Source organism: Cupriavidus sp. 30B13, from assembly GCF_049059565.2.
Taxonomy (GTDB): domain Bacteria; phylum Pseudomonadota; class Gammaproteobacteria; order Burkholderiales; family Burkholderiaceae; genus Cupriavidus.
Window position 1 is genome coordinate 857975 of record NZ_CP188223.1, and the last position, 26116, is coordinate 884090.

The 26116-nt window shown below is 67.2% G+C and carries 21 protein-coding genes and 1 pseudogene; 2 read left to right on the plus strand and 20 right to left on the minus strand.

Going from position 1 to position 26116, the window contains the following annotated elements; genetic code table 11:
• Window positions 1–65: 65 nt before the first annotated feature.
• From ACKI2N_RS04060 to ACKI2N_RS04090, 7 genes and pseudogenes are all read right to left on the minus strand, one after another.
• Window positions 66–3569, minus strand: a complete 3504-nt coding sequence (locus tag ACKI2N_RS04060; RefSeq protein ID WP_420995981.1) for an ImcF-related family protein — start codon at window positions 3567–3569, stop codon at window positions 66–68.
• A gap of 77 nt (window positions 3570–3646) precedes the next feature.
• Window positions 3647–3934 carry a PAAR domain-containing protein gene (locus tag ACKI2N_RS04065; protein ID WP_081651641.1) on the minus strand — a complete coding sequence of 96 codons (288 nt, stop codon included), beginning with the start codon at window positions 3932–3934 and terminating at the stop codon, window positions 3647–3649.
• A 97-nt stretch (window positions 3935–4031) separates the two neighbouring features.
• Entirely contained in the window at window positions 4032–5297 is a 1266-nt protein-coding gene (locus ACKI2N_RS04070) for a hypothetical protein (protein WP_420995982.1), read from the minus strand.
• 257 nt (window positions 5298–5554) lie between these two features.
• Window positions 5555–6454 carry a T6SS immunity protein Tli4 family protein gene (locus ACKI2N_RS04075; protein WP_420995983.1) on the minus strand — a complete coding sequence of 300 codons (900 nt, stop codon included), beginning with the start codon at window positions 6452–6454 and terminating at the stop codon, window positions 5555–5557.
• Between the two features lie 323 nt (window positions 6455–6777).
• Window positions 6778–7677, minus strand: coding sequence for a T6SS immunity protein Tli4 family protein (locus ACKI2N_RS04080; protein WP_420995984.1), 900 nt, complete (start codon window positions 7675–7677; stop codon window positions 6778–6780).
• On the minus strand, window positions 7674–8372 hold the full coding sequence (locus tag ACKI2N_RS04085) for a hypothetical protein (protein ID WP_420995985.1): 699 nt from the start codon (window positions 8370–8372) through the stop codon (window positions 7674–7676). Before ACKI2N_RS04085 ends, ACKI2N_RS04080 begins: the two co-directional genes overlap by 4 nt.
• Before the next feature lie 25 nt (window positions 8373–8397).
• Window positions 8398–8961 (minus strand): annotated as a pseudogene (locus ACKI2N_RS04090) (contractile injection system protein, VgrG/Pvc8 family); the annotation flags it as partial.
• A 152-nt stretch (window positions 8962–9113) separates the two neighbouring features.
• Between ACKI2N_RS04090 and ACKI2N_RS04095 the strand changes: the two are divergent.
• Window positions 9114–9446 (plus strand): hypothetical protein, encoded by a 333-nt coding sequence (locus ACKI2N_RS04095; protein ID WP_420995986.1) that lies wholly within the window; start codon window positions 9114–9116, stop codon window positions 9444–9446.
• 80 nt (window positions 9447–9526) lie between these two features.
• On the opposite strand, the gene ACKI2N_RS04100 is transcribed toward ACKI2N_RS04095, so the two are convergent.
• The 13 genes from ACKI2N_RS04100 to ACKI2N_RS04160 form a co-directional block, all read right to left on the minus strand.
• Entirely contained in the window at window positions 9527–10399 is an 873-nt protein-coding gene (locus tag ACKI2N_RS04100) for a M48 family metallopeptidase (RefSeq protein WP_420995987.1), read from the minus strand.
• Entirely contained in the window at window positions 10396–11148 is a 753-nt protein-coding gene (locus ACKI2N_RS04105; RefSeq protein ID WP_420995988.1) for a lysophospholipid acyltransferase family protein, read from the minus strand. The genes ACKI2N_RS04100 and ACKI2N_RS04105 overlap by 4 nt, the downstream gene beginning before the upstream one ends.
• A gap of 33 nt (window positions 11149–11181) precedes the next feature.
• Entirely contained in the window at window positions 11182–11760 is a 579-nt protein-coding gene (gmhB, locus tag ACKI2N_RS04110; RefSeq protein ID WP_420995989.1) for a D-glycero-beta-D-manno-heptose 1,7-bisphosphate 7-phosphatase, read from the minus strand.
• 27 nt (window positions 11761–11787) lie between these two features.
• Window positions 11788–13920 (minus strand): glycine--tRNA ligase subunit beta, encoded by a 2133-nt coding sequence (gene glyS / locus ACKI2N_RS04115; RefSeq protein ID WP_420995990.1) that lies wholly within the window; start codon window positions 13918–13920, stop codon window positions 11788–11790.
• A gap of 36 nt (window positions 13921–13956) precedes the next feature.
• On the minus strand, window positions 13957–14601 hold the full coding sequence (locus tag ACKI2N_RS04120) for a hypothetical protein (protein WP_420995991.1): 645 nt from the start codon (window positions 14599–14601) through the stop codon (window positions 13957–13959).
• Window positions 14598–15557, minus strand: coding sequence for a glycine--tRNA ligase subunit alpha (glyQ, locus tag ACKI2N_RS04125; RefSeq protein WP_420995992.1), 960 nt, complete (start codon window positions 15555–15557; stop codon window positions 14598–14600). The genes ACKI2N_RS04120 and glyQ overlap by 4 nt, the downstream gene beginning before the upstream one ends.
• Window positions 15558–16064: 507 nt before the next feature.
• Window positions 16065–17654, minus strand: coding sequence for an apolipoprotein N-acyltransferase (gene lnt, locus ACKI2N_RS04130; protein WP_420995993.1), 1590 nt, complete (start codon window positions 17652–17654; stop codon window positions 16065–16067).
• Window positions 17651–18523 carry an HlyC/CorC family transporter gene (locus ACKI2N_RS04135; protein ID WP_420995994.1) on the minus strand — a complete coding sequence of 291 codons (873 nt, stop codon included), beginning with the start codon at window positions 18521–18523 and terminating at the stop codon, window positions 17651–17653. The genes lnt and ACKI2N_RS04135 overlap by 4 nt, the downstream gene beginning before the upstream one ends.
• 119 nt (window positions 18524–18642) lie before the next feature.
• Window positions 18643–19404, minus strand: a complete 762-nt coding sequence (gene ybeY, locus ACKI2N_RS04140; protein ID WP_420995995.1) for an rRNA maturation RNase YbeY — start codon at window positions 19402–19404, stop codon at window positions 18643–18645.
• 4 nt (window positions 19405–19408) lie between these two features.
• Window positions 19409–20407 (minus strand): PhoH family protein, encoded by a 999-nt coding sequence (locus tag ACKI2N_RS04145; RefSeq protein ID WP_420995996.1) that lies wholly within the window; start codon window positions 20405–20407, stop codon window positions 19409–19411.
• Between the two features lie 76 nt (window positions 20408–20483).
• Window positions 20484–21836, minus strand: coding sequence for a tRNA (N6-isopentenyl adenosine(37)-C2)-methylthiotransferase MiaB (miaB, locus tag ACKI2N_RS04150; protein WP_420995997.1), 1353 nt, complete (start codon window positions 21834–21836; stop codon window positions 20484–20486).
• A gap of 93 nt (window positions 21837–21929) precedes the next feature.
• On the minus strand, window positions 21930–22328 hold the full coding sequence (locus tag ACKI2N_RS04155) for a hypothetical protein (RefSeq protein WP_420995998.1): 399 nt from the start codon (window positions 22326–22328) through the stop codon (window positions 21930–21932).
• Window positions 22329–22436: 108 nt separating this feature from the next.
• Window positions 22437–24125, minus strand: a complete 1689-nt coding sequence (locus ACKI2N_RS04160) for a ClcB-like voltage-gated chloride channel protein (RefSeq protein ID WP_420995999.1) — start codon at window positions 24123–24125, stop codon at window positions 22437–22439.
• A gap of 362 nt (window positions 24126–24487) precedes the next feature.
• On the opposite strand from ACKI2N_RS04160, the gene ACKI2N_RS04165 reads away from it, so the two are divergent.
• Window positions 24488–26095 carry a DEAD/DEAH box helicase gene (locus ACKI2N_RS04165; protein WP_420996000.1) on the plus strand — a complete coding sequence of 536 codons (1608 nt, stop codon included), beginning with the start codon at window positions 24488–24490 and terminating at the stop codon, window positions 26093–26095.
• The last annotated feature ends 21 nt before the right edge of the window (window positions 26096–26116 follow it).

Consider the following 26116-nt stretch of genomic DNA (forward strand, 5'->3'; position numbering starts at 1 on the left):
ATTCTTGCTTCCAGGAATCACACGGTGTGATTTCTGGTGGATCCTCGTTGTCTTCCCCGTTCGCCCTACCTGCGCGGGGCCGAGGCGGCACGCGGTACCACCTGCGGTTCACGGCCCACGAAGATGCGCGACGGCAGCACAAAGCCCCGCAGTGCCAGCATCTCCAGCGGTCCCTGGCCGACTTCGGTACGCATCTGATAGCGGATCGGATAGGCCATCTCTGTTTGCGGTGGCAGCCTCGCGGCACGCTCCGTCAGGCTGTCAGCGTCGGCAGCGGTCGGCTCAAGCTCGCTGATTGTCGGCCCCTTGGTGTCGGGCGTGCCTCGCCAGGTCAATTGATAGACGGCGCTGTCCAGCGGCTCGACGTGCGCGCGCTCCAGCATCCGCACGAAGCCAAAGCGGCCGCCGAACTCATAGCTCTTGTTGGTGCCAGCCTTCTCGGTCTGCCATTGCAGCCGCGTGCCCAGATCCTGCAGATTGTTGGCCGGCCAGTTCATCGCCTGCCAGGTCTCGCGCTGGTTGTAGTAGTGCAGCTTCTGGCCATCGACGGTCAGCAGCGTGTCGGTCAGGCCCGGTGTCGGGATTGGCTTGAACTCGAACCGGTACTGCGGCTCGCCTTGCGCCAGCAGGCGGGTGGCGATGCGCTGCAGGGCATTGACCGCCTTGAGGAAGGCCGGATCGAAGGCCAGCGCCTGGCCGCCGGTAGCTGCTGGCACCCATTGATCGCCCTGCAGTTCCAGCACGCCGGCCAACTGCGTGCCGAGAAACGCCCCGATCACGCCGGTCTGCGGGCGCAGGAAGCGCGCCAGTTCCGGCAACGAGGCATCGTTGGCGCTGTCGGCGAACGGATAGCGCCCGGCGAACGATTTGCCCCAGGCCATGGCAATGCCCTGCCGCCAGGCGTCGTTCAGGCTCGCCTGCGCGGGTTGCAGCACGGTTTGCGTGGCCTGCGCGATCGGGCGCACGAACAACGTCTCGCCCATGCCCGCCCACTGGTTGCCCAGGCTCGCGGCGATCAGTTGCGCATAGGCCTGGGTGTCGGCCAGCTCCGAACCCTTGCCCTGAAAGAGCGCCTGCGCCATCTGCCGGGCCTGCGCGTCGGCATCGGCGCTGTTGCTGACCTGCTGCAAGCGCAGGCGCAGCGCCGTCGCGCGGTCGAGAAAACGTTGCAGGCTCAGGTCGCTGCTGCTGCCCGCATTGGCGGCCTGGCCTTGTCCCACCAGCCGCAGCACCGGCCCGAAGGCGGCGCCCAGCGGCCCCGCCGCGTCCGGCTTGATCGCCTCGGGTCCCGCCGCCTTCTTGCCCAGCAAATCCTGGGCCTTGGCCACCAGCGTGTCCGACAGCGAATCCCTGTGCGCGCCGGCGCCGCCCTGGTACTCGAGCGACTTCATCAGCGCGATCACCGGCGACTGGCGCGCATCGGCCATCAGCTTGAGCTGATCGATGGCGGCCGGCAGCGTGGGGGCGGGCTCCCATTGCAGGCTGTTCATGAAGCCCTGCCAGCGGTCTGCATAATCGGCAAAGTACCGCTCGCCCAGCGCAGCCTGCAGGACCTCGGCGGAGCGGCCTTCCGTCGACGATGCCTGGGCCTTGCCGCCGGTCAGCACCCAGTCGCTGGCGACCTCGCTGCGCCTGGCGGCGGCCTCGATCGCGGGAGCGACATAGCCCTCGTAGGCCTGGCGCGTGAAGATGCCGGGCACGATCGCGGTGGCGCGCACCAGCCCGCGGGGATCGGCGCCGGCCGTCAGCGAGACCAGGGTGGCGTCCGGATACTTGTTGCCGCCGTTGTTCGCGAAGGCGTTGAGGATGCCCTGGTAGATGGTGTCCTCGGCGTTGCGCTCCCCGATCACCGCCAGCAGCGTCTGGCGAGCGCCGGCCACCAGCTCCGGGCGGGGTTCGATGCGCCAGTCCGGGTTCGCCTTGAGGTGCTGCGCATAGAACCTGAGCAGGCGTTCGGCGAGGTCCTGCCGCTCGCCCGGCGTGATGCGGGCATCGGTGGACCAGTGTCGTACCAGTCGGGGAGCCAGGAAGGCCGGCTCGGCACGCTCGGGGGTGGCCAGCATCAGGTAGGTCTTGAGTCCTTCGTGGCCGCCCAGCGCCCAGCGGCTGGTCTGCTCATCCAGCGCGTCGGTGCGCATCTGCGCGAGGTCCACCAGCGCCGCCTCGAGGTCCTGCTGGACCGGCGTCGCCAGCAAGCGGCGGCTGGCCTGCGCGTAGGGCTTCCACAGCGCGGCCAGCACCTCACGGTCGCGGTTCAACCCGAAGCGGGCCGCGAGCGGCGCGTGATGCCGGGTGCGGTATTCGTAACGCTCGATCTGCTGCTGCAGGGCAAGCAGTGCGCGCAGGCGTTCGGCGGCATTGGGGGCCGATTGGATGCCGGTCACGGCCCGCCCGGCGACATGCATGTCGCGGCCATTCAGTACGCCAGACACCAGCATGCCGGCACTCCACAGGCCGATGGCCGTCAACGCCAGAGTGGAGAACACCGTGACCGGGTGCCAGCCGATTCGGCGGCCGCGCTGGCGGCGAGCGGCCTCGCCCAGATACTGCCAGAGGGGCAGGCCGGCGCTGGCCTCGTCGTCCGCCTCGGCGACAGCCGGGCCAGGATACGGCGCGAACACGATGCCGCTGAGCGGGAGGTGTCGGCGCTGGTTGCCATGCATTGCTGCGACCCAGCCGGCCAGCGCGGGGCCTCGCGTATCGAGCCGCTGGGACAACGTCCCCATATAGCTGTCGTGGCCGTTCTGGATCAGTTGCTCCACGCTGCGGTCCACGAGTTGGTCGCGCAGAGACTGCAGCGCGTTGCCGATGGCGGTGGCGTCCGCACCGCGCGGCAACTCGCATCCGATCACCGGTGTATCGCGGTTGGTGATCACATCCGTCTGGGCGACATCGAGCAGATAGACCGGGGCAGACCAGTGCAATACCTCGGCGATGCGAGCCAGGCGGAGACCATAGGGCAGGGTACTCCCGCGTGGCTTGGGCAATTGGGCCTCGCCGTCGGTCACGAGGACCACGGCATCGACCGGGCGGCGCCGGCGCAGTTTGTAGAGTTGCCGGAGCCTGGTGGCATCCGGCTGGCCGCTCTCATCCGTCCTGCTCCACAGCAGCACCGCGTCAGGGGTGATCAGCCAGCCTGGCTCGGCAAGATCAGGAAGGAATTTGGCAATGGCATGGTCATCGCCGGTTAGAAGTAGCCAAGGTTGGCGATAGTGCCAGCGAAGACCATATTGCTGCCTCCCTGTCTGACGAAATCGCACCAAAGGGTCCAATGTCACATTCGTTCGACCATCGACGGCAACAATGCTCGCTTGCGTTGTACCAACCATCTCCGACGTTCGGGATCCCAGCCACCTTCTCAGCCCATTCAGTGCGTCCCACCAGCGGCTCACGCGATCAAGCGATGCGAGAATGGCTAGCACGAGCGTGCCAACAGCCACCGCCGATAGCCAATAGCTTCGCGCTTCAGGCGTCTTGATGCCTATGGACTCACCCCATAGCCAGACGGCACCGGCAATCAACAGGGCAAGAACGAGTATCGAGACCAGGTCGATCCGCAGCTTCTTCATTGTTTGGCGAATATCCTCATGCTCGCGTATCGAGCCTATCTGGAATGGTCGACGTGAACGTCACCTGTCCTGTGAACCTAGACATCCATATACGATGAGCGCTGTGACGGCATCAGCCGCGGACTCGGCTCACAGCCACAGACACAAAGGTCATCGCTCAAAGCCGCTTGTCGCGCGTCAGGCCCCGTCATCACCAATCGCGGACCAACGCAAACGATCCGCCCCATCGTCTTGCAGACTGGACACCACACCAGATCATTCTCATAGGCCTGCTCACGGCCGCCCAGCATGTCTCCACCGTCACCGCCCACAACGACTCCACCCAGCGTGGTGAAATCTCCTTTCGTGATGTCGTAACGTCTCACCAAAATCCGCTCCCTATGCATCGTCCTCCGAAACTCTGAAGCGCCAACGAACCAACCGCCTTGGCAGCTTGACCATGGATCACGGCCAAGCCGCTATCTAGACTGGCCCCGTTTCGAGCGATTGCCTTCGAATGACCGCGACATCCACACCGCCCGGCTCGCCGACAAATACAAGCTGGTTTGGAGCGTCGCCGGACAGCGTTCCCGCCGAACACGCGATTGCGAGCCAAGCTGCTGCTGTCCCGGCATGTCCTACGGTCTGATCGAGATCTATGGGCTGTGCGCCGAGTCCCATCTTCATGGCCTCGCTGTGCAGAGCGCCAGCCTTTGCCGCGTCGAGACCGGTCCGCCAGACACCCTTGATGCCCGCAGCCGTGATATCGCCCCATTTAAGAGCATGTGACAAGACGTCGTTCGACTGTTCAAAAGGGCCGTGTACTGGACGATGGAGGTTTGCCTGACGCATCACGGCCAACCTGCTTGCTGGTTCGTCTGGCATGAGCAGGATCGCCACGCCCGCCTCGGCCGCGCCAGCGGGCGGCGTGGCGCTCAGCACCGGATGCAGTTGAATGGCTACGATCAGCCTCGCGTGGCGTTCGCCCTGGCCAGCAATCTCGTCGAGCCAGCCATCGAGAACACGAAGACCGGTCGGCTCAGTCTCTTCGACAATCTCCATGGCTCGAAACCGACGTTCTTGCCAGGCTTTCCGCCAGAGCGCCACATAGTCCTGCCTTCGCAATCCACCCGAGACCCAAAGACAAATGCCCAGACCAGTTTGCAGAGGCAACGCTCGAATTTGTACTGAAAGCTCGTCAAGCAGCTCTGAATACAGCCATCGCGTCACCTCGCAATGGCGCACCTCGTCTCTCTCTTTTCCACCGGGCACAAGCTGTACGCCAGGCACCTCCAGCCAGCGAGCCCTCACCGGATCGCCTTCGCTGGCGATGGGCTCCCGAGTAGCGATCCTGACCGTACCAGCCTGTATGCCGGCCAGTGCGTTCTCATTCCGATCCGACGAGATCCGATGAGCCGCGCCGAGCACCGCCAGCGGACGCGCCGCCATAGCAAAAACGTGCGCGTTGTACCTGCGAATCGCTTCGTTGCGCATCAAAACGTCGAGCTTGCGGCCCTCATGGTGACCATACCGGCGCAGCACTATCCAGGCAGGCAGCCCCAAGGGGAAAAGGGCCAGGGTTAGCCAGAATCTCCATGTGTGCGTCGGCAAATGCTTCGGCCATAACAGGAGAACCGCCAATGCGCCTCCCAGTGCCATGGCAAGGAACGCGATCGCCCATACCACTCGCGACGGCCGCGTGGTCATCTCCGGCTCTTCTGTCGGCAGCAGCGAGAAATCAACAGCCATGTCCTGCTCCGGTCATTCCGTGCCAAACAAGACGAGGGGACGTGCCGCAAGCGCATGCGCGCGGTGACACCTGCCTGCGGCAGCATCGCGGGATTCGTAGCGCTTCTGATGAACTGAAGGGAAAACCTCTTCGCACAAATAGCGCATGGCTTCCGCTACCGAAAGGTGAGAGGGCGAAGCAAGCGAATGCTCCGAAGCCAGCATCGACACCGGCGAGGCTGTCATTGCCAGGAGCATGCGGCGGCGAGAGAACTTGCTCATACGGCCCCCGGGCGCAAACGCAGTGAATCCACTACGGCATCCCACAATTCCAGTGCTTCCTCGTCGCTGGCGAACGATTCCTTGTTGGTGAGGTAAGCGCTCTCGCCGACCTGCAGCGACACATTCAGGTTGGGCTCGGCCAGGGAGTCCGCTTTTCCCGGCGCTTCCCATTTGAAACCGTAGGTTCGCTTACCGTCCTGTGTGCCGGCCACCAGGATTTCATCGGCCTCGATGGGGCCAACCGGACGCGCGCGGTTGCGCAATTGGGTGACACCGGCTACGGTGCCCAGCAGTCCAGCCAGGATGCCGCCGGCACGCTTGCGCAGGCCGGGTTCCACGCTGCGTTGCACATATGAAGTAACCGTCAACGATACATCGGGCTTGCCGGCCAAGCGAATGATCATTGCCCAGCTTTCGAAGTTCAGATCATTGTCTATCAAGATCGCATCGCTTGCCGCATAACCAATGCCAGTTGGAATTTCCCCTGTTGGAATCTCCCGCCATTCTCGGGATAGTTCATCTCGAACGGACAAAGCCGATTCTCGACGACTTGGCGATACGCTCCCCGAGTAAGCCAAGGTTCTGGTTCCGGCCAAGAAATAGGTGTCAAAGCGATACAATATGTCACTCGTTGTCTTGTTCCACGAAATCAATGTGACTGAGCCATTAGCATGCGGTACCCGTTCGATAAACATGCTGCCATGTTTATCGTGCTTTGTTGCTCGCAATGCCTGTTCCCGTCGAGCAATCAGATTGTCAAAATCCCCCCGTGTCTGAATTTCTCGTAATGGTTCAATTCTCACCTCGTTGTACTTATAGCTCTCGACAGTTCGCACATCCGCTGGTAATTCGACCAGATGTCGACCAATCGCACGAGTTTTCCATCCCTCCTTCATGCTGACTCCCTTCTTTGTGCCATTGCATCTGTCAGATAATCTTGATGATCCCAAGCGTCATGGCTATCGGCAGAGGCGAGAAATCAATCGTCATGCAGCGCTCGCAGAGGACAAGAGAATGTGTGAAAAAGCCGCGCGTAGTGGCCACTCACCAGCACCTTCGTGGCGCTTCTGGTGAACTGAAGGGAAAACCTCTTCGCACAAATAGCGCATGGCTTCCCGTACCGAAAAGTTGGAGGGCGAAGCAAGCGAATACCTCGAAGCCAGCATCGACACCGGTGCGGCTGTCATTGCCAGGAGCATGCGGCGGCGAGAGAACTTGCTCATACTGCCCCCGGGCGCAAACGCAGTGAATCCACCACGGCATCCCACAATTCCAGCGCTTCCTCGTCGCTGGCGAACGATTCCTTGTTGGTGAGGTAAGCGCTCTCGCCGACCTGCAGCGACACATTCAGGTTGGGCTCGGCCAGGGAGTCCGCTTTTCCTGGCGCTTCCCATTTGAAACCGTAGGTTCGCTTACCGTCCTGCGTGCCGGCCACCAGGATTTCATCGGCCTCGATGGGGCCAACCGGACGCGCGCGGTTGCGCAATTGGGTGACACCGGCTACGGTGCCCAGCAGTCCAGCCAGGATGCCGCCGGCACGCTTGCGCAGGCCGGGTTCCACGCTGCGTTGCACATATGAAGTAACCGTCAACGACACATCGGGCTTGCCGGCCAATTGAATGACCATCTCCCAGCTTTCGAAGTTCAGATGCTTGTCCACCAAGATCGCATCGCCTGCTGTGTAGCCAATGCCAGTTGGAGTTTCCCCCTCTGCAATCTCATGCCACTTTCGGGATAGATCAGATCGAACGGACAATGCCGATTCGCGGCGGCTTGGCGATACGTCTCCGGAGTACTTCAAGAACACTGATCCCGCAGGGAAATAAGTATCGAAGCGATAGAGAATAGTCGAATCCGGAGCTTCCCATGAAATTAGTGTTACCGAGCCATTGGCATGTGACACGCGTTCGATAAACATGCTGCCATGCTTATCGTGCTTAGCCGCGCGCAATGTCTGCTCTCGCTGAACAACCAGCTCGTCAAAGTCCGCCTGAGTCTGAACATCTGGCAACGGTTCAATCTTCACTTTATTGTACTTATAGCTCTCGATCAGCCTTGCATCACCTGGAACGTTTATCAGATGCCGCCCAATAGCACGGATTTTCCATCCTTCTTTCATGCTGACTCCTTCTTGTGCCACTGCGCCTGCTGGGCGATCTTAATGACGGCGAACATCGTGGAATAGAGCGAGCGCAGATGCTTGTCGCCATAGCTCCCCTGATGGTCGTAGCAAAATTTACTATTTCGCTCCCCCCGATTGCCCTGCCCATGTGCAAAGCTCAATGCAATACCGGCCTTCCTAGGCGCCGCGCCAGAGAGGTCCGGCACAGTACCGTCGCCAGGGCAATCTGGGGTACCAATCGTTAGGCTCAGCCCGCTTGACGTCCTCAACTTGCCATTGCCATCGTCGCCAACGATGTTGATATTGCTCGGCTCATGCGCTCCAATGTCGCCCCCCTCCCAGGCTACCTCTCCCCAAGTGAAGCGGTTCTTGCTCGCCATTACGCCCGTGCCGAACATTCCGCCTTTGTCACTGTCGGCATCGCGCCTCCCTTGGGCGCCGTAGTGAGCAAAGGTCGGCGTCTTGTATCGTTTCTCGATCGCACGGTGGAATACTCGAACGCGCTCAACTGTCCGGCTTAATGCATCTCGCGGAGTACTCTCGTCTGGTATGAATCCATCGTCATCTTGCGCGTTGACCTCCTTTCCCGCCGGATTCATCAACCCCAAATTCGCATCCGGCACCAACCCATACCACGCCGGCGACAGATAGATCTCGCTATCGGGATCGCCATTGATAGGCAGCGGCGTCATGACGTCAGCGCCGGTCTTCTTGGGTGAAATAGCAGTACAAGCCCTCCTGCTCCATCAGCAGCCGGATATAGTCCCAATCCGACATCTGGTACTGCATGCGGAAGGCGTGCGCCGGGTATTTGCGGCGCGTCTTGAAGACGAACTGGTGGCCCTTGAGGTCGTGGCGGCGCAGGATGGCCTCGATGATCTGCGGTGCGGTCTGCTGCTGGTAGATGCGGCTGGCCCGCGTGAGCCGTAGCCGCGCGACCAGCGGCTCGACCACGATTTCGTAGCCGCGGAAATCCCGGGTCTGGCGGGTCTTGGAGAAGCGCGTGATGCAGCCGGCAAACTTGCGCGGCTCGCTGCCGTCGGCGGGATCGATCACGAAGGTTGCGTCTTTGCCGAGATAGCCGGCCCGGTCAAGCTCGAGCGGGTGCGTCAGCTGGATGGTGACGGCATAAGGCTCGCCCATCCGCTCCACCGCTTCGAAGGACACCACCGACAGTGCGGCAACGCTGGCCGTGCCGGGGACTTCCAGAAAATACGCTTGCTGCCCGGTGGTCAGCGCGCGAATGCCGGTTGCTTCGAATTCATCAAGAACTGCCGCCATTGCTGTTCACTCCGTTCTTGCCATGCCATTACGCTTGGTTCTTCGTGCCGGATTGAACGTTTCCCGCTGCAAATGACAAATGACGCGATACGTTGTGTTCGTGGCACGTTATCGCTGCGCCAATCACCAAGTGACAACACAGCAAATCAAGCTTGATGATAGAAGTGACGATCGAGAGAATTCAATCGGAAGAATCTCATTTTCCTGGAGAAAATTCGGAATTCATAATTAAAGGAAATCGAATCTCCAATGAATACCCAATACGCAAAGACGTGCGGGTCGAATGCAGACACATCGGCGATGCCTGTGTATTGACATTTGTTCGCAATGTGTGGCGCGAGAGCGACGCTGCCGCGTTCCTGGTGCAGGGTTGGTTTAGCGGCGCGCAGAGAAAGTGGCCCGCATGGGGCAGATCCCAAGATCGACCTGGCTTGTCATGTATCGCGAGCAGCAAGGCGCGGCGTGCGGGCAGGGCGCTGGTCTGATATGCGGCTGTCGGGGAACCTGGCGCCTTGGCAAGCAGGGCGCACGGCGGGGAGGGGCCAGACGCGCGCGGCCGCGCATCTCAAAAAGTCGGCAACAACTCCGGCGGATGCGCCCGCAACTGCGCCCTCGCATCCCGGAACTCCGGGAAGATCGACGCCACCGTGTCCCAGAACCTCGGGCTGTGATTCATCTCCTTGAGATGCGCCAGTTCGTGCGCCGCCACATAGTCGATCATCGACATCGGGAAATGCATGAGCCGCCAGTTCAGCCGGATCTTGCCGTCCGCGGTACAGCTGCCCCAGCGCGTGGCGGCGGAGGTCAGCGCGAAGGCGCTGTGCCGCACGCCGAGTTTTTCTGCGTAGTGGTCCAGGCGCTGCGCCAGCAGCCGCCGGGCCTGGTGCTGCAGCCAGCCTTGCACGCGGTCCTTGATCTGTTGCTCGTCGGCGTGCGGCGGCAGCGCGAGGTGCAGGACGCGGGTGTCGGCGTCGAACAGCAGGATGCCGGCCGGCGATTCGAGCTGCAGCGTGATGGGCTGGCCAAGGAAGGGCAGGCTGGCGCCTTCGCGCCATTGCACGGTGGGCAGCACGCGGCGGGCTTCGCGGTGGCGCCATTCGCCGAGCTTGTTGAAGATCCAGCGCTGCTTCTCGAAGATGGCGGACTCGATGTCGGCCAGGGTCACCCAGCGCGGCGCGGTGATGGACAGGCCGCGGTCGTCCACGGTGAAGCCGATGGTCCGGCGCGACGAACGCTTGAGCGTGTAGTGCACGCTGCGTTCGCCGACCTGCAGGCGCCGGGCGTTGGGTTGCGGCAGCGGCCAGGGCTGGGCGCTGGGCAGGAGGGGCTGCGCCGGTGTGCATCCGCCCGGCGCCGTGCCCTCGCCCGCGAGGGCGTCGGACAGCGGCAGTTCCATCTGGGAACCAGGGGCGTCGGGGGATTGGCGCAGCAATTTCATGCGGGCTCGCGGCTCCGGTAGCTCTGGGCGTCGATTCTACGCATATCTTGCTCGATCCACGTCTCGACTTCCTGGTTGACCTGGTCGGCGGTCTTGTTGGCCGAGGAAATCGGCTTGCCGACCGAGACCGTGATGGTGCCCGGATACTTCAGGAAGGAGTTGCGCGGCCACAGGCGGCCGGAGTTGACCGCGAGCGGCACCACCCACGCGCCGGTCTCCACCGCGAGGCGCGCGCCGCCGCTCTTGTAGCGGGGCTTTTCCATGCCCGAGGGCGTGCGCGTGCCTTCCGGGAACATGATGATCCAGGCGCCTTCGGCCAGCCGCTCGCGGCCCTGGCGCACGGCCGAGGCGAACGCGCGGGTGCCTTCCTTGCGGTTGATGTGCACCATCTTGAGCATGCCCAGGGCCCAGCCGAAGAACGGCACCATCAGCAGTTCGCGCTTGAACACGAAGCACATCGGCTTGGGCATGGTGGCCACGTAGGCCACGGTTTCCCAGGCCGACTGGTGCTTGGACAGCACCACCACCGGCTTGTCGAGCACGCTGTCGAAGTTCTCGTAGCCTTCGAAGCGGTAGCGGATACCGCAGATCAGCGTGGCGGCGGCGATCACCAGCCGCGGCCAGCCGCGCACGAAGGCGTAGCGGCGGTTGGCGCTCATGAACGGAAAGGCGATGAAGCACGCGCAGGCGTAGGGCGGCGTCAGCACCAGCAGGTACAGCGCGAACAGCAGGGAGCGAAGAAAGATCATCGGTGCGGGAAAGGGCGAAAGGGCGCAGGGGATTCAGGAGGCGGCCAGGCGCGGGGCGCCGTCGCCGGTGAGCAGCCAGCGCGCGAACGCGCGCAGGTCATCGTGGACCAGCGTGCCCGCCGGCAGGCCGCCCTTGGCCAGGGTCTGCTGGCCCTTGCCGGTGAGCACCAGGTGCGGGGCGCAGGCCACCGCCACGCCGGCTTCGAGGTCGCGCAGCGAGTCGCCCACCAGCGGCACGCCCTTGAGTTCCACGCCGAAGCGCTCGGCGAGCTGTTCCAGCATGCCGGGCTTGGGCTTGCGGCAGTCGCAGCCGTCGGCGGCGGTATGCGGGCAGAAGAACACCGCATCGACGCGGCCGCCCAGGTTGGCCAGCGCCTTGTGCATCTTTTCATGCATGGCGTTGAGCGCGCTCATCTCGAACAGGCCGCGGCCGATGCCGGACTGGTTGCTGACGATCACCACGCGGTAGCCGGCCTGGTTGAGCGAGGCGATCGCCTCCAGGCTGCCTTCGATGGCGATCCATTCGTCCGGCGTCTTGATGAACTGGTCGCTGTCGAGGTTGACCACCCCGTCGCGGTCCAGGATGACGAGCTTGGGCGGAGTCTGCGGCATGATGGCCTCCCGGTACGGTGCCGCTGCTTACGCGGCGAGCTTGGAGATGTCGGCCACGCGGTTGGCCAGCACGTGCAGCGAGGCCAGCAGCGCCAGCCGGTTGGCGCGCAGCTGCGCGTCCTCGGCCATCACCATGACGTCGTTGAAGAAGCGGTCCACCGCCTCGCGCAGCTGCGCCAGGTCGCGCAGCGCGGCGGCGAAGTCGCCGCTGGCGAAGGCGGCCTCCACCTGCGGGCGCGCGCTTTCCACGGCGGCATGCAGCGCGCTTTCGGCGGCTTCCTGCAGCAGCGCGGGCTGGACCTGGCCCACCGGCTCGCTGTTCTTGCGCAGGATGTTGGTGATGCGTTTGTTGGCCGCGGCCAGCGCCTCGGCCTGCGGCAGCGCGGCGAAGGTGCGCACGGCTTCCAGGCGCGCCAGGATGTCGTCCAGGCGCTGCGGGCGCTGGCTCACCACCGCTTCCACTTCGTTTGTGGTGTAGCCCTTGTCCTTCAGGTAGCCGCGCAGGCGGTCGTAGAGGAAGTCGGCGATGGCGTCCGGTGCGGGCTTGACCGCGGCGATGCCGGCGAAGGATTGCTGCGCGACCTGCAGCAGCGTGTCCACCGTCAGCGGCAGCGGCGTTTCCACCAGCATGCGCAGGATGCCCAGCGCGTGGCGGCGCAGCGCGAACGGGTCCTTCTCGCCGGTGGGCGACAGGCCGATGCCCCAGATGCCGACCAGCGTCTCGAGCTTGTCGGCCAGCGCCACGGCCAGGCTCACCGGACCGCCCGGCAGCGCGTCGCCGGCAAAGCGCGGGCGGTAGTGTTCGGAGCAGGCCAGCGCCACTTCCTCGGCCTCGCCGTCGTGGCGCGCGTAGTAGGTGCCCATGGTGCCCTGCAGCTCGGGGAACTCGCCCACCATGTCGGTCAGCAGGTCGGCCTTGGCCAGCTCGGCGCCGCGCATGGCGGCCGCCTTGTCCACGGCGATGCCGGCCGCGGCCATCGCGTCGGCGATGTGCCCGGCGATCTGCTGCAGGCGCTGCACGCGGTCGAGCTGCGAGCCGATCTTGTTGTGGTAGACCACGCTGCCCAGCTGCGGCACGCGCGAGGCCAGGGTCTTCTTGCGGTCCTGGTCGAAGAAGAACTTGGCGTCGGCCAGGCGCGGGCGCACCACGCGCTCGTTGCCGGTGATGATGGACTGCGGCGTGTCGGTGGCCAGGTTGGAGACGATCAGGAAGCGGTTGCGCAGATGGCCGGCGGCGTCGGTCAGCGCGAAGTACTTCTGGTTGGTCTGCATGGTCAGGATCAGGCATTCCTGCGGCACTTCGAGGAAGGCTTCCTCGAAATGGCAGGCGTAGACCACCGGCCATTCCACCAGCGAGTTGACTTCGTCGAGCAGGGCGTCGGGCATGATGACCTGGTCGGCGCCGGCCTGCTCCAGCAGCGCGGCGCGGATGCGCTCGCGGCGCTCGGCGTAGCTGGCCAGCACGCGCCCCTGCGCCTCCAGCACGGCGGCGTACTCGCCGGCGTGGGCGATCTCGATCGCGCCGGCCGACAGGAAGCGGTGGCCTTGCGTGGTGCGGCCGGCCTGCAGGCCCAGCGCCGTCACCGGCACCACCTCGGCGCCCAGCAGGGCGACCAGGCGGTGCGCGGGGCGCACGAAATGCACGGTGCTGCCGTCCGGGCGCTGGTAGCTCATCACCTTGGGGATGGGCAGCTTGGCGATGGTGTCGTCGAGCGCCGCCTGCAGGCCCGCGACCAGCTCCGCGCCGCGCGCGGTGTAGCGGTAGAAGAAGGCGTCGGCCTTGCCGTCGGAGGCGCGCTCCAGACCCTGCCAGTCGATCGACTCCACGCCCACCGACCGGGCCAGCGCGGCCAGCTTCTTGGCCAGCGGGGGCGTGGGCTCGCCGTTGGCGTCGAGCGCCACCGACAGCGGCAGCACCTTTTCGCGCTGCTCGCGGTCGGGCGCGCTGCGGCGCACGCGGGTCACCTGCGCGGCCAGGCGGCGCGGCGTGGCGAACGCGGTCACGGCCGCGCCGTCACCCAGCAGGCCTTGCGCCGAGAGGCCGGCGAACAGGCCCTGCGCGAAGGCTTCGCCCAGGCGCGCCAGCGCCTTGGGCGGCAGCTCTTCGGTAAACAGCTCGATCAGCAGCGTATCGTTCGAATCGGTCAGGAGTTGCGACATGAATCGTTTCCAGCAAGTTGGGGCACGCGCTGCGCGTCAGCAGCGCGGTGCGGTAGTGGGTTCTACGCCGGACAGCAGCCACAGGCCGTTCTGCTGGCGGAATTGCAGCGTGGTCGCCGCGCACTGCGTGTCCGCGGCGGGGCTGCTGCCGCGCGCGCCGGATGCGCCGGCGGCCTGGCGCGGCGCGAAGAAGCGCGCATCGAGCCGGCGCAGGCGCTTGTCGTAGCGGATCTCGTCGATGCGGCCGCTGACCCAGAAATCGATCCGGGGCGGCAACTGCGCCGCCGAATAATAGGTCCTGACCTGGCGCTTCACGCGGCCGTTGACGGTCTGCGTCTCGGTCCAGGTCAGCGGGTAGCGGATCGCGCTCTCGTAGGCACGCAGCGGCACGCGGTGCCAGCCCAGGTCCTTGGAGCCGGACAGGTCGCACGAGAACGTGCGCACCAGCTGGGTCCACTGGTCCAGCGCGTTGTTGGGGCCGAACGCACCATGCCAGTGCCGGTCGATGGCCTGCTGCAGCGCCTGCGGGTTGGCCTCGCACACGTTGGACAGGTCGGCCGGCAGGTACAGCACCTGCGGGCTTGGCACGGGCACGGTGGCGCCGGCCGCGCCATGCGCGGCCAGGGCCAGCACCGCCAGGGCAGCGCCCCGGCGCCAGGCGCCGCGCGCGGTGAGCGTCATGCGGCGGCCCCGCGGTCGCACATCGGGAAGCCGAGCGCCTCGCGCGATTCGTAGTAGGCCTGCGCCACCGAGCGCGACAGGTTGCGGATGCGGCCGATGTAGGCGGCGCGCTCGGTGACCGAGATCGCGCCGCGCGCGTCCAGCAGGTTGAAGGTGTGCGCGGCCTTGAGCAACTGCTCGTAGGCGGGCAGCGGCAGGCGCCTGGCGGCCTCCGTGGCGGGCGCGTCCGCTGCGGCTTCCTGGCCTTCGGCGGTGCCCATCAGGCGCCTGGCCTCGGCTTCGTGCTCGGCGAAATGGCGGAACAGGATCTCCGCGTTGCTCTGCTCGAAGTTGTAAGTGGACTGCTCCACCTCGTTCTGGTGGTACACGTCGCCGTAGGTCAGGCGGCGGGTCTTGCCGTTTTCTTCCCACTCGGTCCAGACCAGGTCGTAGACGTTCTCGACCTTCTGCAGGTACATCGCCAGCCGCTCGATGCCGTAGGTGATCTCGCCGGTGATGGGCTTGCAGTCGATGCCGCCGACCTGCTGGAAGTAGGTGAACTGGGTCACCTCCATGCCGTTGAGCCAGACCTCCCAGCCCAGGCCCCAGGCGCCGAGCGTGGGATTCTCCCAGTCGTCCTCGACGAAGCGGATGTCGTTCTGCTTCAGGTCCAGGCCCAGCGCCTCGAGCGAGCCCAGGTACAGCTCCAGGATGTTCTCGGGCGCGGGCTTGAGCACCACCTGGTACTGGTAGTAGTGCTGCAGGCGGTTGGGATTCTCGCCGTAGCGGCCGTCCTTGGGACGGCGCGACGGCTGCACGTAGGCGGCGCGCCACGGCTCCGGCCCTATCGCGCGCAGGAAGGTGTGCACGTGCGACGTTCCGGCGCCAACCTCCAGATCGATGGGTTGCAAGAGTGCGCAACCCTGCCGGTCCCAGTAGGACTGCAGGGTGAGGATCATTTGTTGGAAGGTCAGCATAGGCGAAGACGGCAAAGACGACGGCGAAGACAAGTAGGGGCCCGCATGTGGTGCTCGATCACGCAGGGCCGGCAGGCAAGGGCTGGCGCGGTGGCGGCAAAAGTCGCCGGCGCGCCGCACGGAGTTCGTGCCAAACCCTGAATTCTATCGGTTTTTTCCGCCAGGCCCGCCATCGGCACGGCCCTTGCATGGGTTGCCGCGCCGGCGGGGCGTTTCGGGCGGTGTCGGCGTTGCGCAACGAATCGGGTAAACACCGAAGCCCCCTAAAGGCCCGGGCGATACTGGTCGATAGCGTTTTTGTATACAGTATTAGGCAGAGTTGCGCGCGGCGCTGTCGTCGCCGTCGTAGCAGCCGAAGCATCCGAATCCATCCACACGGACATCCACACGGGGACACTGGTCATGTCGCTTCTTTCTCGCAAGCCCTATCTCGTCGCCATCGCCGTGATGATCGCCGCGGCGGTGCTGTCCGCCGTGGCGGGCGTATCGGCTTAGCCGCTTAGCCGCTTAGCCGGCCAAGCGGCGCGCGCGCCGCCGCCAGGCGGCAGCCGCCAGCACCAGCAGGCAGCCCGCCAGCACCGGCGCGTTGCCCCAGCGCACGAACGGCGTGAAGCCCTGCGTGCCCTGTACCGTGGCCGCCAGCGTGCCGACCGTGAAGGTAGGCAGGCGGCCGGTCACCACGCCGTCGGGCGCAACCACGGCGGTCATGCCGGTGTTGGTCGAGCGCAGCATCGGGCGGCGCGTCTCCAGCGCGCGCATGCGCGAGATCTGCAGATGCTGGTCCAGCGCGATGGTGTCGCCGAACCACGCCAGGTTGGTCACGTTGGCCAGGATGTTGGCCGGCACCCGCTGGCTGCGCAGGGTCTCGGCGATTTCCTCGCCGAACAGATCCTCGTAGCAGATATTGGGCGCCACCATGATGCCGCGCACCGGCAGCGGCGCCTGGTCCAGCCCGCCGCGGCGGAAATCCCCGAGCGGCATCTTCATCATGTCGACGAACCAGTGGAAGCCGAACGGGATGAACTCGCCGAACGGCACCAGGTGGTGCTTGTTGTAGCGGTAGAGCTGCCGGGTCAGCGGGCCCAGCCCGAACACGCTGTTGGTGAAGTCCACCGGCGAGTCCGCGCCCGCCGCGCCGAACAGCACGGTGGTGCCGCTGGCCGCGCTGAAGTCGCGCACCGCCACGGCGACGTCCACCGGCAGGTCCTGCAGGATGACCGGGAACGCCGTCTCGGGCGTGACCACGAGGTCGGCCGGGGCGGCCGTGATCAGGTCGCGGTACAGTTCGATCGAGCGCTGCACGCCGGCCGGCTCGAACTTGATGTCCTGCGCCACGTTGCCTTGCAGCAGCCGCACCTTGAGCGGCTCGCCGGCCGGCGTGGTCCAGGCCAGCGGCGCCAGCGCCGCGCCGGCCAGCGGCAGCGCGGCGGCAGCCGCCAGCGCGAGCCAGCCGCCGCGCCTGTGGCTGCCGCCGCGGCCGAGGCCGCGCACCGCCGCCGCCAGCAGCGCGGCCACCGCGCCGGCCAGCGCGCCGATGCCGTACACGCCCACCAGCGGCGCGAAGCCGGCCAGCGGGCCGTCGCTGTGGGCGTAGCCGCTCGCCAGCCACGGGAAACCGGTAAACACCACGCCGCGCAGCCATTCCGACAGGCCCCACGCCGCGCCGAAGGCCAGCGGCATCAGCCATGCCGAAGCCCTGGCGCGCGCGCCCAGCCAGTGCCAGGCCGCGGCGGCCAGCGCCGGGTAGAGCGAGAGATAGGCGGCGAACAGCAGCACGGCCAGGATCGCCATCCAGGCCGGCATCTCGCCGTAGACGTGCATGCTGATATAGAGCCACCACACGCCGGACAGGAACCAGCCCAGGCCGAAGGCATAGCCGGCGGCGGCGGCGCTGCGCGCGCGCGGCGCGTCGGCGACCAGCGCCACCAGCCCGGCCAGCGACAGCAATTGCAGCCACCACCAGGTGTGCGGCGCGTAGGCCTGCGTGTGGGCCACGCCGAGCACGGCGGCCAGAAGCAGGCGCGGCAGGCTGGCGCCGCGCGCGCGTTCGCGCCCGGCCGCGTCCGCGCCGGTCCAGGCCGGGGACCCGCGCCTCATGCGCCGTCCACGTCGGGCAGGGAAGAGGGCGCCTCGCGGCGCACCAGCAGCAGGTGCACCTGGCGGGCGTCGGCGCGCAGGACCTCGAAGCGCATCGGCGGCAGCACCACCACCTCGCCGCGATGCGGCACGTGGCCGAGGTGGTTGCTCAGCAGGCCGCCCACGGTGTCCACGTCCTGGTCGGAGAACTGGGTGCCGAAGACCTCGTTGAACTGCTCGATCTCGGTCAGCCCGTGCACGCGCCAGCCGCCGTCGGGCAACTGCACGATATTGTCGTGGTCCTCGTCGAGGTCGAACTCGTCCTCGATGTCGCCCACGATCTGTTCCAGCACGTCCTCGATGGTGACCAGGCCGGCGACGCCGCCGTACTCGTCCACCACCATCGCGATGTGGTTGCGGTTGATGCGGAACTCGCGCAGCAGGATGTTCAGGCGCTTGGATTCGGGGATGAAGACCGCCGGGCGCAGGGTCTCGCGCAGGTCGAACTGTTCGTCCGTGTAGTAGCGCAGCAGGTCCTTGGCCAGCAGGATGCCGATGACGTTGTCGCGGCTGCCCTCGTAGACGGGGAAGCGCGAGTGCGCGGTCTGCCGCATGAAGGGGATGAAGCTGTCCGGCGCGTCGGCGATGTTGACCATGTCCATCTGGCCGCGCGGCACCATGATGTCGCGCGCGGTCAGCTCGGAGACCTGGAACACGCCCTCGATCATGGAGAGGGAGTCGGCGTCGATCAGGTTGCGGGCGTGCGCATCCTGCAGCACCGTCAGCAGTTCAACGCGGGATTCTGGCTCGGGGGAAATGAAATCCGAGAGCCGTTCGAGCAGGGATCGGGGTCGGTCGACTGGCTTCGAACTGGGATAAGGGTCGTTCATGGCGCGGCGAGCGCGTGGTGGAGATCGGTCAAAGGATACACCAAAAGAGTTTGCGTTCCGTGACAGCGCAAGGCCGTGCGGCGCCGGGGGCGCACCGCGCGGCCCGGCGCGGCACGGGCTCAGGCGGCCTGGCCGCGCACCAGGTACGGGTCGGCGAAGCCGAGCGCCTGCAGGGTCTCGGTTTCGATCGCCTCCATCTCTTCGGCCTCGGCGTCGTCCTCGTGCTCGTAGCCCTGGGCGTGCAGCACGCCATGCACGATCAGGTGGGCATAGTGCGCTTCGAGCGGCTTTTTCTGCTCGCGTGCTTCCTGCTCCACCACGGGGCAGCACAGCACGATGTCGCCGCTGACCGGGTCGTCCTCGTGCTCGGCATAGGCAAAGGTCAGCACATTGGTGGCGTAGTCCTTGCCGCGGTAGCTGCGGTTCAGGCTGCGCCCCTCTTCCTCGCCGACGAAGCGCACGGTCAGCGCCGCGTCGGCGTACAGCGCCGACTTCACCCAGGTCTGCACCTTGCGCTGCGTGGGCAGGCCGCGGCGGGCGCGCATGCCGTCGCCGTATTGCAGCGCCAGTTCCAGCTCGGGCGGCGTGGCCGGCGTGCCGGTGGTGGTGACCAGCGGGGTGGCGGTCACCGCCACCGAGAGCGCGTCGTGGTTGTCCGGGCGCACCAGCAGGCCGGCCTGCTGGCGCTCGTCGGTGTGCTCGGCCAGCAGCGCGAGCACGCCGTCGGCGGCCTGCGACAGGTCCACGGTAAGGCTGCGGCCGTCGGCCAGCTGCACGCGCAGCGCGTGCGCCTGCGTCCTGCGCGCGCGCCCATCGGCGTCGAACAGGATCAGGCTGGCGGCGGCGGTCTTGGCGGTCTTGGTATCGGTGTTCACGGTCATTCGGTCAGGCATCCCGGTGCTGGGCATGGTATTCGTCATAGGCATCCACGATGCGCGCCACCAGCGGATGGCGCACCACGTCGATGCTGGTAAAGCGCGTCATGGCCACGCCGCGCACGTCGCGCAGCACGTGCTGCGCCTCCACCAGGCCGCTTTTCTGGCCGCGTGGCAGGTCGATCTGCGTGGTGTCGCCGGTGATCACCGCCTTGGAGCCGAAGCCGATCCGCGTGAGGAACATCTTCATCTGCTCCGGCGTGGTGTTCTGCGCTTCGTCCAGGATGATGAAGGCGTGGTTGAGCGTGCGCCCGCGCATGTAGGCCAGCGGCGCGATCTCGATCATCTGGCGCTCGAACATCTTCTGCGTGCGGTCGAAGCCGAGCAGGTCGTAGAGCGCGTCGTAGAGCGGGCGCAGGTAGGGGTCGACCTTCTGCGCCAGGTCGCCGGGCAGGAAGCCAAGGCGCTCGCCGGCTTCCACCGCCGGGCGCGTGAGCACGATGCGCTTGACCGCGTCGCGCTCGAGCGCGTCCACCGCGCAGGCCACCGCCAGGTAGGTCTTGCCGGTGCCGGCCGGGCCGATGCCCAGCGTCAGGTCGTGGCCGAGGATGTTGCGCAGGTAGTCGCGCTGCATCGGCGTGCGGCCCTGCAGCCCGGTGCGGCGCGTGTGCAGCACCGGCGAGCTGTCCTCGCCGCTGCCGGCCTCGGCGGCCTCGGCGCCGTCGGGCACGTAGCCGCCGTGCGCGGCCGACTGGCGCGCTTCCACCAGGCCGAGCTGCACGTCGTCGATGGACAGCGCGCCGCGCGCCTGGTTATAGAAGCGCTCGAGCGCCGCGGCGGCCTCGCGCGCGTAGGCGCCGCGCACCGTCATGCGGTGGCCGCGGCGCTGGATGGTGACGTCGAGCGCCTGCTCGATCTGGCGCAGGTTCTCGTCCAGCGGCCCGCACAGGTTCTGCAGGCGGGTGTTGTCGTCCTTGGGGGCGACGAATTCGGCTGAGGGGATCTTCATCTGGGCGGTCTTGTTCTTGTCGTTCCGGTCGGCATGAGTGCGGCATGGGCGCGGCGTGGCGCGGCGTGGTGCGTCCTTACTGGCGCACCACGAGCTCGCCGCGCAGCGAGTGCGGGAAGGCCTCGGTGATGGCCACCTCCACCATCTCGCCCACCAGGCGGTCGCGGCTGGCCTGCGGCACGCCCGGCAGCGCGAAGTTCACCACGCGGTTGTTCTCGGTGCGGCCGTGCAGCTCGGTGGGGTCCTTGCGCGCCGGGCCTTCGACCAGGATGCGCTGCACCGTGCCGACCATGCCGCGGCTGATGCGCTGCACGTTTTCCTCGATGGTGGCCTGCAGGTGCTGCAGGCGCCTGAGCTTGACCTCGTGCGGCGTGTCGTCGGACAGGTTGGCCGCCGGCGTGCCGGGGCGCGGGCTGAAGATGAACGAGAACGAGGTGTCGTAGCCGATCTCCTCGATCATCGCCATCAGCTTGCCGAAGTCGGCGTCGGTCTCGCCGGGGAAGCCGACGATGAAATCCGACGACAGCGACATGTCCGGGCGGATCGCGCGCAACTTGCGGATGATGCTCTTGTACTCCAGCACGCTGTAGCCGCGCTTCATCGCCATCAGGATGCGGTCCGACGCATGCTGCACGGGCAGGTGCAGGTGGTTGACCAGCTTCGGGCAGCGTTCGTACATCTCGATCAGGCGCGCCGTGAATTCCTTCGGGTGGCTGGTGGTGTAGCGGATGCGCTCGATGCCGGGGATCTCGGCCACGTACTCGATCAGCAGCGCGAAGTCGGCGATCTCGCTGGTGCCGCCCATGGCGCCGCGGTAGGCGTTGACGTTCTGGCCCAGCAGCGTGACTTCGCGCACGCCCTGCCCGGCCAGCCCGGCGACCTCCGCCAGCACGTCCTCGAACGGGCGCGAGACTTCCTCGCCGCGCGTGTAGGGCACCACGCAGTAGCTGCAGTACTTGGAGCAGCCTTCCATGATCGAGACGAAGGCGCTCGGGCCTTCCACGCGCGCCGGCGGCAGGTGGTCGAACTTCTCGATCTCGGGGAACGAGATGTCCACCTGCGAGCGGCCGGTCTGGCGGCGGCGGGCGATCATGTCGGGCAGGCGGTGCAGGGTCTGCGGGCCGAACACCACGTCCACGTAGGGCGCGCGCTGCACGATGGCGGCGCCTTCCTGGCTGGCCACGCAGCCGCCCACGCCGATCACCAGTTCTGGCTTGAGCGCCTTGAGCGCCTTCATGCGGCCCAACTCGGAGAACACCTTCTCCTGCGCCTTCTCGCGCACCGAGCAGGTGTTAAAGAGGATCACGTCGGCGTCCTCGGGGTTGTCGGTCTTCTCCAGGCCGTCGGCGGCGTGGAGCACGTCCACCATCTTGTCCGAGTCGTACTCGTTCATCTGGCAGCCGTAGGTTTTGACGAAGATCTTTTTCATGGTGCCGGTCTCAGTGGTTTACCTGGGGGCATCAGGGTTTGGGGGGACGAATGCGTCGGGCGGCGCGGCGGCATGCCGCCGCGCCGACGGCGCTCATTGCACCGTCTTGTCTTTCTCTTTCTGCTCCTGCTCGCTCAGCACCCAGGCCGTCAGCAGCTGGCCATAGAGGTCGAGCCTGAAGCGCACCGGCAGCTTCTGGCCGGCCACCGCCGCCACCGTCAGCAACTGGTTGTCGGTGCCGAACAGCCGCAGCCCGGGCGCCACGCCGACGGTCTTGCCGTCGAGCGTGGCCGACTGCGGCGCGCTGGCCGACGGCGCGGCCAGCACCAGCCTGGCCCGGGCGGCGTCCGCGGGAATCACCCGCAGCGGCGTCTGCGCCAGCGCGCCGGCCGGCAGCGCGGCGGCGGCCAGCGAGGCGGCCAGCAGGCCGGCACGGATGGACAGGGCGAACGAGGCGAACGGGGCGCGGCGCGCGGCGCGGTTGGCTGGCATGAAGGCTCCGGCGTGGGGTCGGGAACGGGGCAGGACAGGTTCGGAAAGCACAGGACAACCCGCCATTCTACCCGCTCGCGCCGCCGCCAGCGTCCGGCAGGCAGGCCGCTAGAACAGGCTGGATGCCTCTTGCAGCACACGTTGCTTGGACACCGTGCCCATCAGTTCCCGCCCGGCCGCGTCGCGCACCAGCGGGATGCGGTTGAGCGCGTGGCGCGTGAACAGCTGCAGCGCGTCGGGCAGGTGCGACTCCGGCGTCAGCGTGGGGAAATCGCGCTCGCACAGCGCCAGCAGCGCCGCGCCGGGCTGCTCGCGCAGCGCGCGCTGCACCGCGTGGATCGACAGCGCCCCGAGCAGGCGGCCGTCCGGGCAGGTGACGTAGAGATAGCGCGTGCCGGTCTCGGCGAACTTGTCGCTGGCCTGCGCGAGCGTGGCCTCCGGGCCGATGGTGGTGTCGGTCGGGTCGCACAGCCCGGCCAGCGTGAGCGCGCGCGCGCGCTCGGCCGCGGCCGAGGCCTGCGTGCGCTCGGCCACCACGCTGTAGAGCGACAGCGTCTGGCAGCGCGAGGCGGTGTAGTACGCCGCCGCCGCGCCGATCATGCCGGGCAGCAGCAGCGCCGGCGCCAGCGTCATCTCGAACACCATCAGCACCGACATCAGCGGCGCCTGGCTGGTGGCGGCCAGGAACGCGGCCATGCCCACCAGCGGCAGCAGCGGCGCGCCGCCGCTGCCGGGCACGGCCGGCGCCAGCAACTGGCCCAGCGCCGCGCCCACGAACAGCGACGGCGTGAACACCCCGCCCACCGCGCCCGAGCCCATGCTCAGCACGGTGGCCAGCAGCTTGGCCAGCAGCACCGCCGCCAGCGACACGCTCAGCGGATGCGCCAGCAGGATCGACTGGATCGTGTAGTAGCCGTTGCCCACCACCTCCGGCACCCAGATCGCCAGCACCCCCACCAGCGCGCCGCCCAGCGCCAGGCGCGGCACCAGTCCGCCGGGCACGCGCGAGAAGGCGCCCTTGGCCAGCGCCGACGCGCGCATGAAGCCGGCGCCGGCCACGCCCGCCAGCACGCCCAGCAGCGCGGCGGCCAGCAGCATGGGCGGCTGCAGCAGGTCGGACGGCACGCTCAGGCCGGGGTAGAGCGGCTGCAGGCCGCCGTGCATCTGGCTGACCACGGTGCCCGCCACCGAGGCCAGGAACAGCGGCATCAGCCGCTGCACCGCCACCGCGCCGAACACCACCTCGGCGACGAACACCGCCGCCGAGAGCGGCGTGTGATAGACCGAGGCCAGCCCGGCCGCGGCGGCGCAGGCGGTGAGCATGCGCCGCAGGTTGGTGTCGCCGTCCGGCCCCGGGCGCCCGCGCGCCGACGGGAACACCGAGCCGCACAGCGCGGCCAGCTGGATCATGGCGCCTTCCTTGCCCACCGAGCTGCCGGTGACGATGGAGCAGAACGAAGACAATGCGCGCAGCAGGGTGATGCGCACCGGCAGGCGCCCGGTGCCGCTGGCCACCGCTTCCATATAGTCGGAGACGCCCGGCCGGGCCGCGTTGAGCCGCGCCGCGGCGCTCAGCAGCAGGCCGGCCACCACGCCGCCGAGCGTCGGGATCGCCACGCGCCACGCCAGCGCCAGCCCGGCGAACACGGTGACGATATCGGCACGCGTGCCGAACATGACCAGTCCGCTGGCGTCCAGCGCTTCCTTGAACAGGGTGGTGACGATGGCAGCGGCGATCCCCACCGGGATGGCGGTGAAAAGCGTGACTTCCTGGTCTTCGATGAAACGGAACCGCATCGTGTCTGCATCCGGGGGCAAGGGGGAGGATGCGCCGCCTGCCGCCCGCGCCGCGGCCACGGGCCAGGCGGGGCAAGGCTTGGCTGGCAGCATCATAGCGCGGGTGCGCCGCTTTTTTTTTCAGGGCTGGCCCGCAGGCCTGGCAACGGCTGCCCGGCGCGTGCCGCCGCCGGGCAGCCGCGCAAACCGGTCCGGTCCCTGCGCGCAAACGCCAGGCTGTTACACTAGCGGTCTTTCCTCCAAAGAAGCGGGGGCAGTCGCCTCGCTTCGCCGGTCGTGTTTGCCGGTTTTCGGTTTTCTCACTCACGTCGCCCCCGCGATTGGCGCACCGCGTGCGCAAAGGGCGGCCGAAGCGTCAATTCATGTCTTTTTCCGAACTTGGCTTGTCCGACAAGCTTGTGCGTGCCGTGGCCGATCAGGGCTATACCACGCCGACCCCGATTCAAGCGCAGGCGATTCCCGCCATCCTCAAGGGGGGCGACCTGCTTGCCGGCGCGCAGACCGGCACCGGCAAGACGGCCGGCTTCACGCTGCCGCTGCTGCAACTGCTGTCCGAATCCCCGGCCGGCCGCGAACCCGCGCGCGGCCAGCGCGTGCCCGTGCGCGCCCTGGTCCTCACGCCCACCCGCGAGCTGGCGGCGCAGGTCGAAGAAAGCGTGCGCAACTACGGCAAGTACCTCAAGCTGCGCTCGATGGTGATGTTCGGCGGGGTGGGCATCAACCCGCAGATCGAACAGCTCAAGCGCGGCGTCGACATCGTGGTGGCCACGCCCGGCCGCCTGCTCGATCACCTGTCCCAGCGCACCATCGATCTCTCGCACGTGGAAATGCTGGTGCTGGACGAAGCCGACCGCATGCTCGACATGGGCTTTATCCACGACATCCGCAAGATCCTCAACGTGCTGCCGCCGAAGCGCCAGAACCTGCTGTTCTCGGCCACCTTCTCGGACGAGATCCGCGGCCTGGCCGACCGGCTGCTCGACAACCCGGCCTCGATCGAGGTGGCGCGCCGCAATACCACCGCCGAAACGGTGGCGCAGCGCGTCTACCCGGTGGACCGCGAGCGCAAGCGCGAACTGCTGGCCCACCTCGTGCGCGAGCACGACTGGCACCAGGTGCTGGTGTTTACGCGCACCAAGCACGGCGCCAACCGCCTGGCCGAGCAGCTCGACAAGGACGGCCTGTCGGCGCTGGCGATCCACGGCAACAAGAGCCAGTCGGCCCGCACGCGCGCGCTGACCGAGTTCAAGGCCGGCACGCTGCGCCTGCTGGTGGCCACCGACATTGCCGCGCGCGGCATCGACATCGACCAGTTGCCCCACGTGGTCAACTACGACCTGCCCAACGTGCCCGAAGACTATGTGCACCGGATCGGCCGCACTGGCCGCGCCGGCGCCGAGGGCGAGGCGATCTCGCTGGTGTGCGTGGACGAGGCCGGCCTGCTGCGCGACATCGAGCGCCTGATCAAGCGCCAGATCGAAAAGACCGTGCTGCCGGGCTTCGAGGTCGACCCGTCGATCCCGCCCGAGCCGATCCAGAAGGGCCGGCAGGCCCGCGGTCCGGGCAACGGTGCTGGCGGCGGCGGTGGCCGTGGCCGCGCCCCGGCCCCCGCGGGCGGCGGCCAGCCGCGCGCGCGCGCGCCGGAAGGCGGCGAGCGCCAGCAGCAGCGTCCGGCCCGCGCGCCGCAGGGCCGCGGCGCAGCCGCGCCGGCCGGCGCCGAAGGCCAGCGCCGCGCGCCGCAGCCGCAGGGCCAGCGTCCCGCGCAGGGCGGCGGCCGTCCGGCGCAAGCCGGCCAGGGCGCGCCGCGCAACGGCCAGGCCAACGGCAACCGTGCCGCGGGCAATGGCGGTGGCGGTGGCAACGGTGGCGGCGACGTCAACGGCAATGTCGCGCAGCCGCGCGGCGGCCAGGGCCGCCGTCCGGCGCCGCAAGCCGCCCTGCTGGGCGGCCAGCGCAAGACCGGGCGCTGATCCCCCACGGCGGCCACGCAC

What these genes read in the sequence shown, in the direction of transcription:
- glyQ (WP_420995992.1), bottom strand. Translation starts at nt 15,557, where the DNA reads ATGCTGACCTTCCAACAAATGATCCTCACCCTGCAGTCCTACTGGGAC.
- ACKI2N_RS04135 (WP_420995994.1), bottom strand. Translation starts at nt 18,523, where the DNA reads ATGAACGACCCTTATCCCAGTTCGAAGCCAGTCGACCGACCCCGATCC.
- ACKI2N_RS04100 (WP_420995987.1), bottom strand. Translation starts at nt 10,399, where the DNA reads ATGAAATTGCTGCGCCAATCCCCCGACGCCCCTGGTTCCCAGATGGAA.
- ACKI2N_RS04080 (WP_420995984.1), bottom strand. Translation starts at nt 7,677, where the DNA reads ATGAAAGAAGGATGGAAAATCCGTGCTATTGGGCGGCATCTGATAAAC.
- ACKI2N_RS04070 (WP_420995982.1), bottom strand. Translation starts at nt 5,297, where the DNA reads ATGGCTGTTGATTTCTCGCTGCTGCCGACAGAAGAGCCGGAGATGACC.
- ACKI2N_RS04160 (WP_420995999.1), bottom strand. Translation starts at nt 24,125, where the DNA reads ATGCGGTTCCGTTTCATCGAAGACCAGGAAGTCACGCTTTTCACCGCC.
- ACKI2N_RS04060 (WP_420995981.1), bottom strand. Translation starts at nt 3,569, where the DNA reads ATGAAGAAGCTGCGGATCGACCTGGTCTCGATACTCGTTCTTGCCCTG.
- ACKI2N_RS04085 (WP_420995985.1), bottom strand. Translation starts at nt 8,372, where the DNA reads ATGACGCCGCTGCCTATCAATGGCGATCCCGATAGCGAGATCTATCTG.
- ACKI2N_RS04075 (WP_420995983.1), bottom strand. Translation starts at nt 6,454, where the DNA reads ATGAAGGAGGGATGGAAAACTCGTGCGATTGGTCGACATCTGGTCGAA.
- ACKI2N_RS04155 (WP_420995998.1), bottom strand. Translation starts at nt 22,328, where the DNA reads ATGCCAGCCAACCGCGCCGCGCGCCGCGCCCCGTTCGCCTCGTTCGCC.
- ybeY (WP_420995995.1), bottom strand. Translation starts at nt 19,404, where the DNA reads ATGACCGTGAACACCGATACCAAGACCGCCAAGACCGCCGCCGCCAGC.
- miaB (WP_420995997.1), bottom strand. Translation starts at nt 21,836, where the DNA reads ATGAAAAAGATCTTCGTCAAAACCTACGGCTGCCAGATGAACGAGTAC.
- glyS (WP_420995990.1), bottom strand. Translation starts at nt 13,920, where the DNA reads ATGTCGCAACTCCTGACCGATTCGAACGATACGCTGCTGATCGAGCTG.
- gmhB (WP_420995989.1), bottom strand. Translation starts at nt 11,760, where the DNA reads ATGCCGCAGACTCCGCCCAAGCTCGTCATCCTGGACCGCGACGGGGTG.
- ACKI2N_RS04105 (WP_420995988.1), bottom strand. Translation starts at nt 11,148, where the DNA reads ATGATCTTTCTTCGCTCCCTGCTGTTCGCGCTGTACCTGCTGGTGCTG.
- ACKI2N_RS04165 (WP_420996000.1), top strand. Translation starts at nt 24,488, where the DNA reads ATGTCTTTTTCCGAACTTGGCTTGTCCGACAAGCTTGTGCGTGCCGTG.
- ACKI2N_RS04145 (WP_420995996.1), bottom strand. Translation starts at nt 20,407, where the DNA reads ATGAAGATCCCCTCAGCCGAATTCGTCGCCCCCAAGGACGACAACACC.
- lnt (WP_420995993.1), bottom strand. Translation starts at nt 17,654, where the DNA reads ATGAGGCGCGGGTCCCCGGCCTGGACCGGCGCGGACGCGGCCGGGCGC.
- ACKI2N_RS04120 (WP_420995991.1), bottom strand. Translation starts at nt 14,601, where the DNA reads ATGACGCTCACCGCGCGCGGCGCCTGGCGCCGGGGCGCTGCCCTGGCG.